This is a genomic window from Paraburkholderia sp. SUR17 (assembly GCF_029536165.1).
In the GTDB taxonomy this organism is placed as follows: domain Bacteria; phylum Pseudomonadota; class Gammaproteobacteria; order Burkholderiales; family Burkholderiaceae; genus Paraburkholderia; species Paraburkholderia kururiensis.
On sequence record NZ_CP120509.1, the window covers coordinates 2993926 to 3007327 of the forward strand.

16 protein-coding genes and 1 pseudogene are annotated in these 13402 nt (G+C 65.6%); 15 read left to right on the plus strand and 2 right to left on the minus strand.

Going from position 1 to position 13402, the window contains the following annotated elements; translation table 11 throughout:
• Positions 1–180: 180 nt before the first annotated feature.
• Entirely contained in the window at positions 181–540 is a 360-nt protein-coding gene (locus tag P2869_RS30600) for a DUF3564 domain-containing protein (RefSeq protein WP_126875484.1), read from the plus strand.
• 150 nt (positions 541–690) lie between these two features.
• Here the strand turns inward: P2869_RS30600 and P2869_RS30605 are convergent, their stop codons facing one another.
• A complete protein-coding gene (locus P2869_RS30605; RefSeq protein ID WP_277598960.1) occupies positions 691–1947 on the minus strand; it encodes a DUF1479 domain-containing protein in 1257 nt (418 codons plus the stop codon).
• 103 nt (positions 1948–2050) lie between these two features.
• Between P2869_RS30605 and P2869_RS30610 the strand changes: the two genes are divergently transcribed.
• The 4 genes from P2869_RS30610 (at position 2051) to P2869_RS30625 (ending at position 4720) form a co-directional block, all read left to right on the plus strand.
• Positions 2051–3025 (plus strand): helix-turn-helix domain-containing protein, encoded by a 975-nt coding sequence (locus P2869_RS30610; protein WP_199540600.1) that lies wholly within the window; start codon positions 2051–2053, stop codon positions 3023–3025.
• A 133-nt stretch (positions 3026–3158) separates the two neighbouring features.
• Positions 3159–3923, plus strand: a complete 765-nt coding sequence (locus tag P2869_RS30615) for a DNA/RNA non-specific endonuclease (protein WP_277598961.1) — start codon at positions 3159–3161, stop codon at positions 3921–3923.
• Entirely contained in the window at positions 3916–4176 is a 261-nt protein-coding gene (locus P2869_RS30620) for a hypothetical protein (protein ID WP_126875487.1), read from the plus strand. The genes P2869_RS30615 and P2869_RS30620 overlap by 8 nt, the downstream gene beginning before the upstream one ends.
• Before the next feature lie 160 nt (positions 4177–4336).
• Positions 4337–4720 (plus strand): hypothetical protein, encoded by a 384-nt coding sequence (locus tag P2869_RS30625; RefSeq protein ID WP_126875488.1) that lies wholly within the window; start codon positions 4337–4339, stop codon positions 4718–4720.
• A 71-nt stretch (positions 4721–4791) separates the two neighbouring features.
• On the opposite strand, the gene P2869_RS30630 is transcribed toward P2869_RS30625, so the two are convergent.
• Positions 4792–5571 (minus strand): Crp/Fnr family transcriptional regulator, encoded by a 780-nt coding sequence (locus P2869_RS30630; RefSeq protein WP_277598962.1) that lies wholly within the window; start codon positions 5569–5571, stop codon positions 4792–4794.
• 87 nt (positions 5572–5658) lie between these two features.
• Between P2869_RS30630 and P2869_RS30635 the strand changes: the two genes are divergently transcribed.
• The 10 genes and pseudogenes from P2869_RS30635 (at position 5659) to P2869_RS30680 (ending at position 13140) form a co-directional block, all read left to right on the plus strand.
• Positions 5659–6219: an Mpo1-like protein gene (locus P2869_RS30635; RefSeq protein ID WP_277598963.1), complete on the plus strand. Its 561-nt coding sequence runs from the start codon at positions 5659–5661 to the stop codon at positions 6217–6219.
• Positions 6220–6453: 234 nt separating this feature from the next.
• Entirely contained in the window at positions 6454–7869 is a 1416-nt protein-coding gene (gene atpD / locus P2869_RS30640) for a F0F1 ATP synthase subunit beta (RefSeq protein WP_233425691.1), read from the plus strand.
• A 32-nt stretch (positions 7870–7901) separates the two neighbouring features.
• The gene (locus P2869_RS30645; protein WP_026121295.1) at positions 7902–8366 is read left to right on the plus strand and encodes a F0F1 ATP synthase subunit epsilon; all 465 of its coding nucleotides are present in this window, start codon (positions 7902–7904) and stop codon (positions 8364–8366) included.
• Between the two features lie 53 nt (positions 8367–8419).
• A pseudogene (locus P2869_RS30650) lies at positions 8420–8704 on the plus strand (AtpZ/AtpI family protein); the annotation flags it as partial.
• Entirely contained in the window at positions 8697–8969 is a 273-nt protein-coding gene (locus P2869_RS30655) for an ATP synthase subunit I (RefSeq protein ID WP_277598965.1), read from the plus strand. The pseudogene P2869_RS30650 and the gene P2869_RS30655, both read left to right, overlap by 8 nt.
• A 1-nt stretch (position 8970) precedes the next feature.
• Positions 8971–9705, plus strand: coding sequence for a F0F1 ATP synthase subunit A (locus P2869_RS30660; RefSeq protein ID WP_277598966.1), 735 nt, complete (start codon positions 8971–8973; stop codon positions 9703–9705).
• On the plus strand, positions 9702–9947 hold the full coding sequence (locus P2869_RS30665; RefSeq protein ID WP_017774099.1) for a F0F1 ATP synthase subunit C: 246 nt from the start codon (positions 9702–9704) through the stop codon (positions 9945–9947). Before P2869_RS30660 ends, P2869_RS30665 begins: the two co-directional genes overlap by 4 nt.
• Before the next feature lie 28 nt (positions 9948–9975).
• A complete protein-coding gene (locus P2869_RS30670; RefSeq protein ID WP_277598967.1) occupies positions 9976–10728 on the plus strand; it encodes a F0F1 ATP synthase subunit B in 753 nt (250 codons plus the stop codon).
• Entirely contained in the window at positions 10712–12265 is a 1554-nt protein-coding gene (locus P2869_RS30675) for a F0F1 ATP synthase subunit alpha (protein WP_277598968.1), read from the plus strand. The genes P2869_RS30670 and P2869_RS30675 overlap by 17 nt, the downstream gene beginning before the upstream one ends.
• Entirely contained in the window at positions 12262–13140 is an 879-nt protein-coding gene (locus P2869_RS30680; protein ID WP_277598969.1) for a FoF1 ATP synthase subunit gamma, read from the plus strand. The genes P2869_RS30675 and P2869_RS30680 overlap by 4 nt, the downstream gene beginning before the upstream one ends.
• Positions 13141–13402 lie beyond the last annotated feature (262 nt).

Below are 13402 nucleotides of genomic sequence, written 5' to 3' on the forward strand. Positions count from 1 at the left end.
CGCGTTCCCAATTGTGTTTTTCAATCCCGCCGATAGCTGGAACACCATTTGCACGCTCACGTCGCTCAGTCGTGTGTGCTGTAGCGCAGCAACAAGCGCCGTCGCCGCAGCCTTGAATAACGCTTTCGCTGTCATAGACTGGTAAGTCTCACTGCCTTTCCTCCCTCGCACGGAACTGCCATGCGCCTGACCATTCTGATCAACGGTTCCGATCCGACCGTTAATCACGACTACGCTGTGCTATGGCTCGACACCGACGAGCACCGGTGGTCGCGCGAATCACATCAAGGGATCGATCTTCCCGAATGGGGCGAGTTGCGTGACGCCGGCGACGTCACTGCACTGTGCGCCCCGAGCGTTGCAGAACCGCTGTGCACGCTGCGCGGGCTGCACGTGGACCGCAAGCAACGCATCAGCGCCACACAGGGCGACGCCGCGTGGTCGTCGGCCGGCGCGCGTGCGCAGATGACAGGCTACTGGCGGCTGCAAGCGGTAGACCGGCAGCACGTGCTGGCCGAACACCGGATCTTTGGCGATTAGTCTTCCTCTTGCGGTTGCCCTCCCGTTTTTTTGCGACGCCTGTGCGTCGGGGAAAACGCGTACCTTAAGCGCTTCTTAAGTCTGGCCGCTTAGAGTGGCGCCGTAGTCCACGCATTCAGGCCGCCGCAAGGCGGCCCTTTTTTTGCGCTGTCACTCCACGCCCATTTGCGCCTTGCCCAGCGTCGTGAGGTCGTCCAGCGTCGCGCGTCCCACGAAGTCGGTTTCGAAATGGTCGGCCGGAAAGTCGGGCGGGCTCTCGCCCTTCATGAAGGCAGGCAACTGGCGCTTCAGGTACGCGTCGTTCTTCGCGCAGGCCGGCGCGGACGCAATGTACATAACGTTGCTGTAGCCCTTGCCGCGATGCGCGTCTTCCACGGCGTGCACCACGTCGCTGTGCCAGAACACCGCATCGCCCGGTTGCATGAGCGGGATGGACGACAGCGCCCGGAACAGCGGTGCGTGCCATTCGGGCTTGATCGAGAGCGCGCGGCCCGGCATTGCACCGCACAAATCGTCGTCGGCTACGTCGTCCTGGAGTGCGCGCAACAAGATGTAGACCATCGCGTTTGCGATAGGCACCAGTTGCAGCGTACCGTCGCCGGGACCCTGCTGCGTGAGCGCGGTCCAGCCCTGAAAGGTGCGGAACATCGAGCACACCGCAGGCGACGGCACTTCGCGTACCTCCGTGCGGTACGCGCCATCGAAGGGGTCGTAACGGCGCCAGTTTCCATCGAACACGTGCCGATAGACCTTGCGGAAATTACTCTCGATCCAGCGCTCGACAGACCCGCCATCGCAATGCGCGGAAAGCCCCAGCGATTCCGAGCCCGGCGGCCGGCGCCGCAGCCGGTCGGCATAAACGGGAACGCGTTCGGGATCGAAATGCACGCGCCCTTCGCTTTGCGCGCGCCATAGCCGGTTCAGGAACACGCGCGCCGTGGTGAGCGCCGGCGACTGCCGCGCCATGACCTGCGGCTTCGACCAATAGACGCCGTAAATCTGCGGCTTGCTCGACGCGAGGTTGCCGAAATAGCAGTCTTCGGCTCGATGTTGCAGGCGCTCGTCCAGACGGTTGCGCTCCACGTACTGCGCGATCTCGTCGTCCCATTGCTCGACGAGCCTGGCGTCGAACACACCTCGAATCACGCACGCGCCGCGCGACTTCACGCGCGCGATCTGCTCGTCGCGCACGCGGCCCGCGGCAATGTCCGCGAAATCGATCTCGGGAATCACGGCCTGGCCGGCCGCACGTTGGACCTCGATTGCGTTTGCCTCGCGGATCATTTCCGCCTCCACCTCGGCGAACACCTCGCGGTAGTTGGGCAGCGCCACCTTCAATTCGCGTTTGGCTGCGCGGATGGCGGCCGGCAGGTCGTCGATGCTCAGGGGCGTCGTCAGGGACGTCATGGTTGTCTCCTTCATGAATCTCGTTGAGATGGGTGCGACGAGCATAGGCGTCGCACGGCGCGGGCAGTGATACGATCCGGCCAATGACTTTGCGGATTCAGACATGAAACCGGCCTACGAACGCGTGGATTTCGGCGAGCATTGTTCGATTCGGGTCTATCACCGGCGCCTGCCGAAGATTCCCTTCGAATGGCACCACCATCCCGAGTACGAGCTGACGCTCACGATGAACAGCCGCGGCAAGCGCTACATCGGCGACAGCGTGAGCGAATACGGCGCAGACGACCTCGTGCTCGTGCCGCCGGATCTGCCGCATACGTGGGCGTCGAATCGGTCCATCAATGCCTCGCTGCCGCAGGTCGCCATCGTGATCTGGTTCGACGGCGACTGGGCGCGGCGCATGGCCGACTGCTGCCGCGAATACGAGCCCTTGCGTCGCCTGCTGCGTCGCTCGGCAAGCGGCCTCGCCTTCGCGAGCAACGCTGCCGCCGCCATGCGTGAACGCCTCGATGCGTTGCTTTCGACTGATGCGCGCACACGCCTCGCCGCTACGCTCGACGTGCTCTGTTTGCTTGCGGATGCCGATGGCGAGCCGCTCGCGTCACCGCATGCGTTTGCGTCGTCGCAAACCTCCGGTCGGCCAGGCACACCAAGCGGCCACGAGCCCGAACGCATTAATCGTGTGCTCGCATTGATCGACGCAAGATTCGCCGAGCCGTTGCGGCTCGGCGAATTGAGCACGGCGGCCAGCCTCTCGGAGCGGTCGCTCAACCGCTGGTTCGTGCAGCACCTGGGCGAGAGCGTGGGCCGCTACGTCACGCGCGTGCGAATCGGACACGCGGCCCGCATGCTCGCCGACACGTCGCTGCCCGTTTCGGTCATTGCGTTGCGCTCGGGTTTTCCCAACGTCTCTCACTTCAACCGCCAGTTCAAATCGATGAAGGGCACCACGCCCGCCTCGTGGCGCAGTCAATTTGCGAGCGGCAAAACAGCGGCTGCAGCGACAGTCGATCTCACCGAACGCTCGCCGTCGTTGCAACGGCGCAAGTCGCGACCAGGTGCGACGAAGCGCGCCTGAACAGCGATGCGCGGGCATGTCGAAGAGCCGTTCCAGCGCCTCGCCGAATGCAAACGAAACAGACCGTTTCAGCGCGCTGCGCAGCCGATGATCGCCGTTATACTTGCGGCCCCGTTCATCGATACTGCCACTCATGAAGAAGCTGCTCGCCTGCCTGCTGCTCTCCATTGCGGCTCACGCCGCTGCCTCGCCCTCCGCTTCGTCCTCACCCTGCACGCAGTTCGTTCCCGAAGGTCAGTTCCCGCGCCTCACCAATCCGAAGATGGAGCCCAGAGCACGGCTCTTGTGCTACTCGGATTTCGTCGTGCTGCACTCCGGTATCACGCACGGGCCGCTCTGGTCCGCCGAACATCTCACGCGCGAGCACATTGCCGACGCGCAGGACATGACGCGCACCAACCGCTTCTTCGAAGACGACCGCCTGCCTGCCGGCGAAGGCGCCACGCTTGCCGACTATAAGCGCAGCGGCTTCGACCGCGGTCACATGAGCCCCGCCGGCAACCGCTGGAATCCGCAGGCAATGGCAGAATCGTTTTCGCTCGCCAACATCGTGCCGCAGAACCGGCAGAACAACGAACGGCTGTGGGCGCGCATCGAATCGACGGTGCGCAAGCTCGCGAGCCGCTATGGCGAAGCGTACGTCGTCACAGGTCCGCTCTTCACAGGCGCGCAGTTGCAGACCATTGGCCCGTCGCGCGTCTTCGTGCCCACCGAGTTGTTCAAGGTGGTGTACCTGCCGTCGCGCGACATGGCCTTCGCCATCGTGACGCAGAACGTGGCAACGAACCGCTACGAGATTCGCTCCGTACATGACATTGAAGCGGCGAGCGGCATCCGGTTTCCTGGCATTCCGGAGAATCTGAAGGACCAACGTCCGGGAGGACTCAAAGGTGTTTAAGGCATACGCAAACGACGACGACGTGCTCAACGTTCAAGGCGACGCACTCACGGTAGAGAACGGCACGACGCGCGTCGTGGTGTCGGGCACGCTGGAAATTACGCGTGACAAGCGCGGCCTCAAAGCAGCGCTCGCATTGAAACAGGCGCTCGATAGCGTGGTGGAGACACTGCAGGCGCAATCGGACTTGCCGGAAAAGATCGGCGACGAGCCCGATGCGAAACCGGGCGTGGTCAACAACCCGTTCAAATAGGCAGGATCCCTGTTTATTGCTGGAGCCGTGCGCTTTCGCTACGAAACGAATGCTTGCCTCGCTTACGTTTTGTCACTGCATGAGGGTCAACTTGCGTGTCCACGCTTGCGTTGAATGGGCAGCGCTGACCTTTTTCAGCTGCCAACAAAAGGAGTCAAGTATGAAGACGATTTTCGCTGCGCTCGCATCCGCCCTGCTCGTTTCGACCGCTTTCGCACAAGCTTCCGCGCCCGTATCGGCGGGCGCCCAGGCGAACCTGAAGGCCACGCCGTCCCTCACGCAAGCGGCTTCCGACGTGAAGACCACGGCGCAAGACGGTGCCGCCAAGGTCGAAGAAAAGACCAGCGAAGCAGGCAAGAACGTCACGAAGAAGGCTCACGCAGTGAAGAAGGTCGCAGCGAAGAAGGTTCACGCGACCAAGGCGAAGGTCGAAGAGAAGACCAGCAAGACCACCGAGCCGGCCGCGGAAGGTACATCGGCCAACGTGCAGGCCGGCGCAACGGCCAAGGCCGGTGGCGATACGAAGACCAACGCTACGGAATAACAACGACAGTTGTATGTAGCATGCGCCACACGGTTGCAGCACGAGACCATTGCGGCGTTGGAAGGGCGGGCTCAGGCTCGCCCTTTTTTCGATTCGGTCCCGTCTGATCCGGTCACGTCGGCAAGGGCCGCAAGCTTTTTCGCGTCCACGATTTCAATCTCTGCGTAGCGCAGCTTCAACGCACCCTGCATCTCGAACTGACGAAGAATCTGGTTGATGGTCTGCCGCGAGAGCGCGAGCATCATGGCCAGGTCTTCCTGCGGCACCTTGAGGATACGCGTGGGCTGCGCAGTCTCGGCTTGTGTGTTGTCGAAGCCGCCTGCCATCAGCATCAATCGCCGCGCCACGCGCTGGGCCGCGGGCAACAGCGCCGCTTCTTCTATGGCTTCAAAGGCGAGGCGCAGTTTCTGCGTGAGCAGCAAACCGAACGTATGCCACCACGCAGGCGTTGCCTCGAGCAGCGCAAGCAACGCGGTGCGAGGCACATGAAAGAGCGTCGAATCGCGCTCGGCGTAGGCATCGTGCGTGCGGGCACGGTCGTCGAACAGCGCGATCTCGCCGAACCAGTTCACGGGCTCGATCGCGGCAAGCAACGCTTCTTTCCCCGCGAAGCTCGCCGCGCCGATCCGCACGAGCCCGTCGATCACGCAATACAGACCACTGTCCGCGTCGCCGCGCATGAAAAGCCGCTCGCCCGCGAGCAAACGCACCTCGCGCCCCGCGGCGAGCAGCGCCGACTGCAACGCCTGTGGCGCCGAGCGGAACCACAGGCTGCGCCCGAGCGCCGTAGCAAGCGCCTGGTTCGGCGTGGACGCATTCGAGGGATCATTCGAATCGGTAGGCAAGTTCATGGCAGATGCGCTGAAATGTCGGCTACCCGAAGGTCTGTTGCATGACTGCCCGGGATCATAGCGAACTTGCACATAAGGGAGACACCCGTGAAGACGCTGACCCAGCAACTCGCCCCGCAACTCGCCCAATACGCCGCCTACCATCGCGACCGCCGCAATATTGCGACCCACTTCGTGGGCATTCCCATGATCGTGGTCGCGCTCGCCGTTCTGCTCGCGCGGCCCGCATCGAACCTCGGCGTTCTGCCGATGACGGTGTCCCCCGCGTGGGCCCTGTTCGGGGCGGCCACGCTCTATTACCTCGTGCTCGACGTGCCGCTCGGCGTGATGATGGCCGTGTTCTCTGTTGTATGCGTCGCCTTCGGGCAGTGGGTCGCCCAGCAGACCATGCTTGTGTGGCTCGCGGTCGGTGCCGGTCTCTTCGTGGTGGGCTGGATCTTCCAGTTCGTCGGCCACGTTGCTTACGAACATCGCAAGCCGGCTTTCGCTGACGACGTGATCGGCCTCTTGATCGGTCCCCTGTTCGTGCTGGCCGAAGCGCTGTTCGGCTTCGGATGGCGCCCTTCGCTGCAAGCCGACATCGAAGCCCGGGTCGGCCCCACGCGCATCAACCCGCCGCGCGGGCAGGCCGCTCGCCACGGGCACTGAACGGGCAGCGCTGAAGCTCAACGCGGCAAGGCAACTGAAAGCGGCGCCAGACGGTTCAGTCGGCAGCGCCCCTGCAATCTTTGATGAAGATCAGCCGGCCAGGCGGCACCGCGGCTATCGTCAGAGCATTCCCTGACGTCTTCGCGAGGCAGCTTCGTGCCGGTCGAATCCAATACAGTTGCAGCGCAGTCCGACGAACCCACCGTCAACGCAGCCGCCGCCACAGGCCGTGTACTGGCCGTGCGCGGCGCGGTGATCGACGTCGCGTTCCCCGCTGAAGCGCTGCCGCCTATCGACTCCGCGCTTTCCATCGACACAGGCGGCGCCGAGCCCGTCATCGCGGAAGTCCAGGCGCATTTGAACGGCAGTGCGGTTCGGGCGCTCGCGCTGCAATCCACCTCGGGCCTGAAGCGCGGTGCCGAAGTTCGAACGCAAGGCGGCCCCATCGAAGTGCCCGTGGGCGATGCCGTGCTGGGCCGTCTTGTCGACGTGCTCGGCGAAACGCGCGACGGCGGCGAGCGCCCCGGTGCCGACACGCCACGCCGTCCCATTCATCGCAACGCGCCGCCGCTGGCCGCACAATCTGGCGCGCCGCGCCTCTTCACCACCGGCATCAAGGTCATCGATCTGCTCGCGCCGCTCGCGCAAGGCGGCAAGGCCGCGATGTTTGGCGGCGCGGGCGTGGGCAAGACCGTGCTCGTGATGGAGCTGATTCACGCGATGGTCGAGCAGTACCAGGGCATCTCCGTGTTCGCGGGCGTGGGCGAGCGTTCGCGCGAAGGGCACGAGATGCTGCTCGATATGCGCACCTCCGGCGTGTTGCCGCGCACCGTGCTGGTCTACGGCCAGATGAACGAGCCGCCCGGCGCGCGCTGGCGCGTGCCGCTCACGGCGCTCACCATCGCTGAATATTTTCGCGACGAGCATCACCAGAACGTCCTGCTGCTGATGGACAACGTGTTTCGCTTCGTGCAGGCCGGCGCCGAAGTGTCGGGCCTGCTCGGGCGCATGCCGTCGCGCGTGGGCTATCAGCCCACGCTCGCAAGTGAAGTGGCCGCGTTGCAGGAGCGCATCGTCTCCGTGGGCAATGTATCCGTCACCGCGATCGAAGCCGTCTACGTGCCCGCCGACGACTTCACCGACCCCGCCGTTACCACCATCGCAGCCCACGTGGACAGCATGGTCGTGCTCTCGCGTGCCATGGCCGCCGAGGGCATGTACCCGGCCATCGATCCCATCGCGTCGTCGTCCATCCTGCTCGATCCGCTTGTGGTGGGCGAGGAGCACGCCGCGGTGGCGACGGAAGTGCGGCGGATCATCGAACATCATCGCGAGTTGCAGGACGTGATCGCGCTGCTCGGCATTGAAGAACTGGGCGCGGAAGACCGCGTACGCGTGCAGCGCGCGCGCCGGCTGCAACGCTTTCTCACCCAGCCTTTCGCCGTGACCGAGGCCTTCACGGGCCAGCCCGGCCGCTCCGTGCCGATTGCGGACACGATTGCCGGCTGCAAGGCGATTCTCGCGGGCGACTGTGACACGTGGCAGGAAAGCTCGTTCTACATGGTGGGCACGCTCGAAGAAGCGCGTGAAAAGGAAGCACGCGCCGCCGCAAGCACACCGTCTCCACAGACTCGACAGGCCGCGTCATGAGCACCGCCATGAACACCGGCATGAACACCGCCATGAACACCGATACACCGGCCCTGGCGCTCACCATCGCCACGCCCGCGGGCGTGCTCGTGGATCGTCTCGGCATCGTCTCGCTGCGCGCCGAAGACGGCAGCGGCAGCTTCGGCATTCGTGTGGGCCACGCGGACTTCGTCACGCTGCTGCGCGCGTCCGTCGTGCGCTGGCGCACCGCCGACGACGTCCAGCACTTCTGCGCCGTGGACGGCGGCGTGCTGATCGTCTCCGACAACGGCAGCCGTATCCAGATCGCTTGTCGCGAAGCCATTCCCGGCGAGTCGCTCGAACGACTGGAAGCGGACGTGCAAGCCACGCGCGCGGCGCAGCTCGAAGCGCGCCGCCGTGCGCGCGTCGATGAACTGCGACTGCATGCGCGCGCCGTGCGCCAGATGGTGCGCTTCCTGCGGCCGGGTGCATCGGGGGAAGGCGGCATTCCCGTTCGCGAGGAGACCTCTGAATGACCGCCCCCGACGCTCACGATCCTCGCAACGCGCCGCCCGCCAACAAAGACGACGCCGAAGACCGCGTGGCGCGCGCCGCAAAAAGCGCGGCGAATCGCGAGGCACGCGGCCGCGCGGAACCGGAACCGTCGCTGGCAAGCCGTCTCGGCCAGATCGGCATTCTGGGCTGGACCATCGTCGTGCCCACATTGCTCGGCTTGTTCATCGGACGCTGGCTCGATCGCTTCTTCGCCACGCGCGTGTTCTTCTCCGCGCCGCTGCTGATGATCGGCGCGGCGGCGGGCTTGTGGTCCGCGTGGAAGTGGATGCATCGGCAACAGGGAAACCATCATGACTAGCTTCGTTTTCTGGCTGATCGCGGGCGCCGCTGTGGGGTTTGGCGCGGGCGTGCTGCACTTCTCGTCGCTGCACTGGAACGGGCGGCTCTTCGCCGCGGGCAGGATGGCGGCGGCGTTCGGCGTGCAGGTGGCGCGCATCGCGCTGGCGTGCGCGATTCTGTTCGTGCTCGCGCGCGCCGGCGCCGCGGCGTTTCTCTCGGGCGCGGCGGCATTCCTGCTGGCGCGCCAGGCCATGATGTGGCCGCTCTACCGGCGCGGAGCGTGACATGAGCATGCGCTCGCCGCTCGAATCCGTGCCGGTGCTGCATATCGGACCGGTGCCGATCACGTCTGCCGTGCTCGTGACGTGGGCCATCATGGCGTTGCTCGTCGTGCTCTCGCTGCTCGTCACGCGGCGCCTTTCGCTTGTGCCGTCGAAGTGGCAGACGTGCGTGGAACTCGTCGTCAGCACGCTCGATGGGCAGATTCGCGACACCATGCAGGTGGACCCGGCGCCTTATCGTCCGCTCATCGGCACGTTGTTCATCTTCGTGCTGGTGGCCAACTGGTCGTCGCTCGTGCCCGGTGTCGAACCACCTACGGCGCGCCTCGAAACGGACGCCGCGCTCGCGTTGCTCGTGCTGCTCGCCACGCTTTACTACGGCGTTCGCACGCGCGGCTTGCGCGGCTACATGGCCACGTTTGCGGAGCCCACGTGGGTGATGATTCCGCTCAACGTGGTGGAGCAGATCACGCGCACGTTTTCGCTCGTGGTGCGTTTGTTCGGCAACGTGATGAGCGGCGTGTTCGTGATCGGCATCGTGCTCTCGCTCGCGGGGCTCATCGTGCCGATTCCGCTCATGGCGCTCGACCTTCTCACGGGCGCCGTGCAGGCGTACATCTTCGCGGTGCTCGCGACGGTGTTCATCGGCGCGGCAGTCAGCGAATCCACTCACAAGCCCTCTGGGCCACCCCATTCCACGGTTCGTCACGACACTCACGACAAGGAAGGAAACGCATGAACCTCATCGAAATCGTCAGCATTGCGGCGGCTGCGCTCGCCGTTTCGTTCGGCGCCATTGGCCCCGCGCTTGCGGAAGGGCGCGCGGTGGCCGCCGCCATGGACGCCATCGCGCGCCAGCCCGATTCAGCCGGCACCGTGTCGCGCACGCTGTTCGTCGGGCTCGCGATGATCGAGACGATGGCCATTTACTGCCTCGTCATCGCGCTGCTTCTGCTGTTCGCCAACCCGTTCGTGAAGTGACGGCGAACCGCTCCGGAGACAGCACGTCATGCGGATAGACTGGACGACGCTCGCGCTGCAGACCGTCAACGCGGTCATTCTGGTGTGGCTGCTCGCGCGCTTTCTGTTTCGCCCGGTGGCCGACATCATCGCGCAGCGGCAGAAGGCAGCGCAGGCGCTGATGGACGACGCCAACGCGGCGAAGCACGATGCCGAAGCCGAGCGCGACGCCGCACGCGAAGCCGCCACGCAGCTCGCGCAAACACGCGCAGAGGCGTTGCATGCCATCGATACCGAAGTGGCCGCGCAGAAAACCGCGCTGCTCGCCGCGGCCCATGCGGATGCCGATCGCCTGCGCGCCGACGCGCAAGCCGACATGGCACGCGCGCGCGTCGTGCAGGAAAGCGCGGCTGCGGGCCGGGCGGCGGAACTGGCGGTGGATATCGCGAGCCGTCTGCTCGACCGCTTGCCGACCGGCGCGCGCATCGAAGGCTTCATCGGCGGCATCGTGGACGGCGTGAAGGCGCTGCCCGAGCCCATTCGCGCGGAGCTGGGCGCAAGCGGCGCGCCGCTCGACATCGCCGCGCCGCGGGCACTATCCGCCGACGAGCAGCACGCCTGCGAAGCCGCGCTTTCTGTGGCGCTGGGTCGCCCGGTCGTCATTGCCGTGCGCGAAGACCGGGCGCTCATCGCGGGGCTGGAACTCACGGCGCCGCACGCCACGGTGCGCAACAGTTTTCGCCACGACCTCGCTTCGATCATGACCACCCTACGGTCCGTTCACGATGAAAACGCTTCCTGACGACATGCCCGGCGCCGCCGATAGCGCGTGGCTCGATCAACAGCGCGAGGCCCTTTCGGCTGCACGCCTGGGCCCGCACGCGCAGGCGCTGGGGCGTGTCGAGCGCATCGCGGACGGCATCGCGTTCGTCTCCGGCCTGCCGGATGCCGCGCTCTACGAATTGCTCGACTTCGACGGCGGCGCCAAGGGCTTCGCGCATACGCTGGATGAAGACACGATCAGCGTGGTGCTGCTCGAAAACATCGAGAGCGTGCATGCGGGCACGTGGGTGGCGCGCACCGGCTCCGTGCTCGACGTGCCCGTGGGCGAAGGCTTGCTGGGGCGCGTGGTCGATCCGCTTGGCGTGCCGCTGGATCGCGACGAGCCCGTTGTTGCGGCAACGCGCTATCCCATCGAACGCAACGCGCCTTCCATTACGGACCGCGATCTCGTGAGCGAGCCCGTGGAAACCGGCGTGCTGCTCGTGGATGCGCTCTTCGCCGTGGGGCGCGGCCAGCGCGAACTCATCATCGGCGACCGGGCAACGGGCAAGACGTCGCTCGCGGTGGACACCATCGTCAACCAGAAGCACACGGACATGATCTGCGTGTACGTGGCAGTGGGACAGCGCGCCGCCGCCGTGCAACGCGTGATCGAAGCCGTGCGCGAGCATGGCGCGCCCGAACGCTGCGTGTTCGTGGTGGCGTCCGCGGCGTCGGCGCCGGGGTTGCAATGGATCGCACCGTTCGCGGGTTTTTCGATTGCCGAATACTTTCGCGACCGCGGCCAGCACGCGCTCATCGTCATCGACGACCTCACGAAGCACGCCGCCACGCACCGCGAACTCGCGTTGCTCACGCGCGAACCGCCGGGGCGCGAGGCGTATCCCGGCGACATCTTCTACGTGCATGCACGCATGCTGGAACGCGCGGCGAAACTTTCGGCCGCGCACGGCGGCGGCTCGCTCACGGCCTTGCCGATCGCCGAAACGGATGCAGGCAATCTGGCCGCTTACATTCCCACCAATCTGATTTCGATCACCGACGGTCAGCTCGTGCTCGACTCGTCGCTCTTCGCCGCGAACCAGCGGCCCGCCGTCGACGTGGGCCTGAGCGTGAGCCGCGTGGGCGGCAAGGCGCAGTCCGCGGCATTGCGCGACGTGTCGGGACGGTTGCGGCTGGAGTACGCGCAGTTCCTCGAACTCGAAATGTTCACGCGCTTCGGCGGCCTTACGGACGCGCGCGTGAAGGCGCAGATCGAACGCGGCAAACGCATTCGCGCGCTCATTGCGCAACGGCGCTTCAGCCCGCTGCGCACGGTGGACGAAGTAGCGCTTCTCGCCGCGCTCGCCGATGGCGTATTCGACGACGTACCGGCCGAAGTGGCCGCGCGCGTACGGCAGACGCTCGCGGCATCGGGCAACGGCCGTATCGATGCAGAAGGGGCGAACGTGGCTTCAGCGGCGTTGGATGCCGCCACGCGCGAGCGGCTCGTCGAAGCGGTGCGTGCGCTCGTGAGCGAACACGCGCCGCCGCAAGCCGAGGGAGCAACGGCATGAGCGGCAAGCTCGGCGCGCTCGAAGCGCAGATCGGCACGGCGCAGCAATTGCAGGCGGTGGTGTCGGCCATGCGCGGTATCGCGGCGGCACGCGCTCGCGAGGCAGAGGGCCGCCTGGCAGGCATACGGTCCACGGCGGCGACGGTGGCGGCGGCCATCGGCGAAGTGCTGCGCGTGGAGCCCGACAGGCACGCCGCTACGGCAGCCGACGAAACGCGTGGCACCGCGCGGTCACGCGGTCGGCACCTCGTGATCGTGATGGGCTCCGAACAGGGCTTCGTCGGCATGTTCAACGAACCGATTCTCGATGCGGCCACGCGCGCGCTTCAGTCCGGTCCGTGTGAATTGATCGTGACAGGCACGCGCGGCGCAACGACCGCCGAGGAACGCGGCTTGTTCGTCGCGTGGTCCACGCCGATGGTCACGCATGCCGACGACGTGCCCGGCTTTGCTGGCAACGTGACCGACGAGCTTTACCGTCGCCTCGAAGAATCGCTCATTACGCGCGTGTCGATCATTCACGCGCGGCCGGCGCTCGCCACGCAGACGGAAGTCGTGCAGCGCCAGTTGATTCCGTTCGACTTCGCGCGCTTTCATGTGACCTCGCGCAAGCAGCCTCCGCTGCTGACACTTCCTGCCGACAAGCTGCTGACAGGTCTTGCCGAAGCCTACGTCTACACGGAACTGTGCGAGGCCGCTGCGCTCTCGCTGGCGGCAGAGAACGAAGCGCGCGTGCGGGCCATGATGTCCGCGCACGCGAACCTGAAAGACCGCCTCGACGCGCTCACGCAGCGCTACCGGCTCGTGCGGCAAGACGAGATCACCTCGGACATCGTGGAACTGACGGCGGGGGCGTCCGTCGCGCGAGCCGATTAGCGCCGCTATCTTGCGCGGCACGCGCAAGATCAATCCCCCACGAAACGTAGGGCTTCGTGCACGTTGCATGGACTTCGCAAGCGTCATGCACTAGAACGTAAGTCCTGCCACTCTCATCCCGCGTCAGAACGTCTGCCCGGGGTTCGCCTGGTTTTCGCTGATCCGCTGCGTGCGTTGCATGGCGGAGACCCCAAGCGCGAATCTTGCTTCACCTGCTTTGCTTCACCTGCTCACTCTGCGGCCGTTGCCGCGCACATCGCGC

Coding starts and splice junctions, on each gene's coding strand:
- P2869_RS30655 (WP_277598965.1), top strand. CDS start 8,697: ATGACTAGCTTCGTTTTCTGGCTGATCGCGGGCGCCGCTGTGGGGTTT.
- P2869_RS30670 (WP_277598967.1), top strand. CDS start 9,976: ATGCGGATAGACTGGACGACGCTCGCGCTGCAGACCGTCAACGCGGTC.
- P2869_RS30610 (WP_199540600.1), top strand. CDS start 2,051: ATGAAACCGGCCTACGAACGCGTGGATTTCGGCGAGCATTGTTCGATT.
- P2869_RS30600 (WP_126875484.1), top strand. CDS start 181: ATGCGCCTGACCATTCTGATCAACGGTTCCGATCCGACCGTTAATCAC.
- P2869_RS30645 (WP_026121295.1), top strand. CDS start 7,902: ATGAACACCGATACACCGGCCCTGGCGCTCACCATCGCCACGCCCGCG.
- P2869_RS30605 (WP_277598960.1), bottom strand. CDS start 1,947: ATGACGTCCCTGACGACGCCCCTGAGCATCGACGACCTGCCGGCCGCC.
- P2869_RS30680 (WP_277598969.1), top strand. CDS start 12,262: ATGAGCGGCAAGCTCGGCGCGCTCGAAGCGCAGATCGGCACGGCGCAG.
- P2869_RS30630 (WP_277598962.1), bottom strand. CDS start 5,571: ATGAACTTGCCTACCGATTCGAATGATCCCTCGAATGCGTCCACGCCG.
- P2869_RS30660 (WP_277598966.1), top strand. CDS start 8,971: ATGAGCATGCGCTCGCCGCTCGAATCCGTGCCGGTGCTGCATATCGGA.
- P2869_RS30615 (WP_277598961.1), top strand. CDS start 3,159: ATGAAGAAGCTGCTCGCCTGCCTGCTGCTCTCCATTGCGGCTCACGCC.
- P2869_RS30665 (WP_017774099.1), top strand. CDS start 9,702: ATGAACCTCATCGAAATCGTCAGCATTGCGGCGGCTGCGCTCGCCGTT.
- P2869_RS30675 (WP_277598968.1), top strand. CDS start 10,712: ATGAAAACGCTTCCTGACGACATGCCCGGCGCCGCCGATAGCGCGTGG.
- P2869_RS30625 (WP_126875488.1), top strand. CDS start 4,337: ATGAAGACGATTTTCGCTGCGCTCGCATCCGCCCTGCTCGTTTCGACC.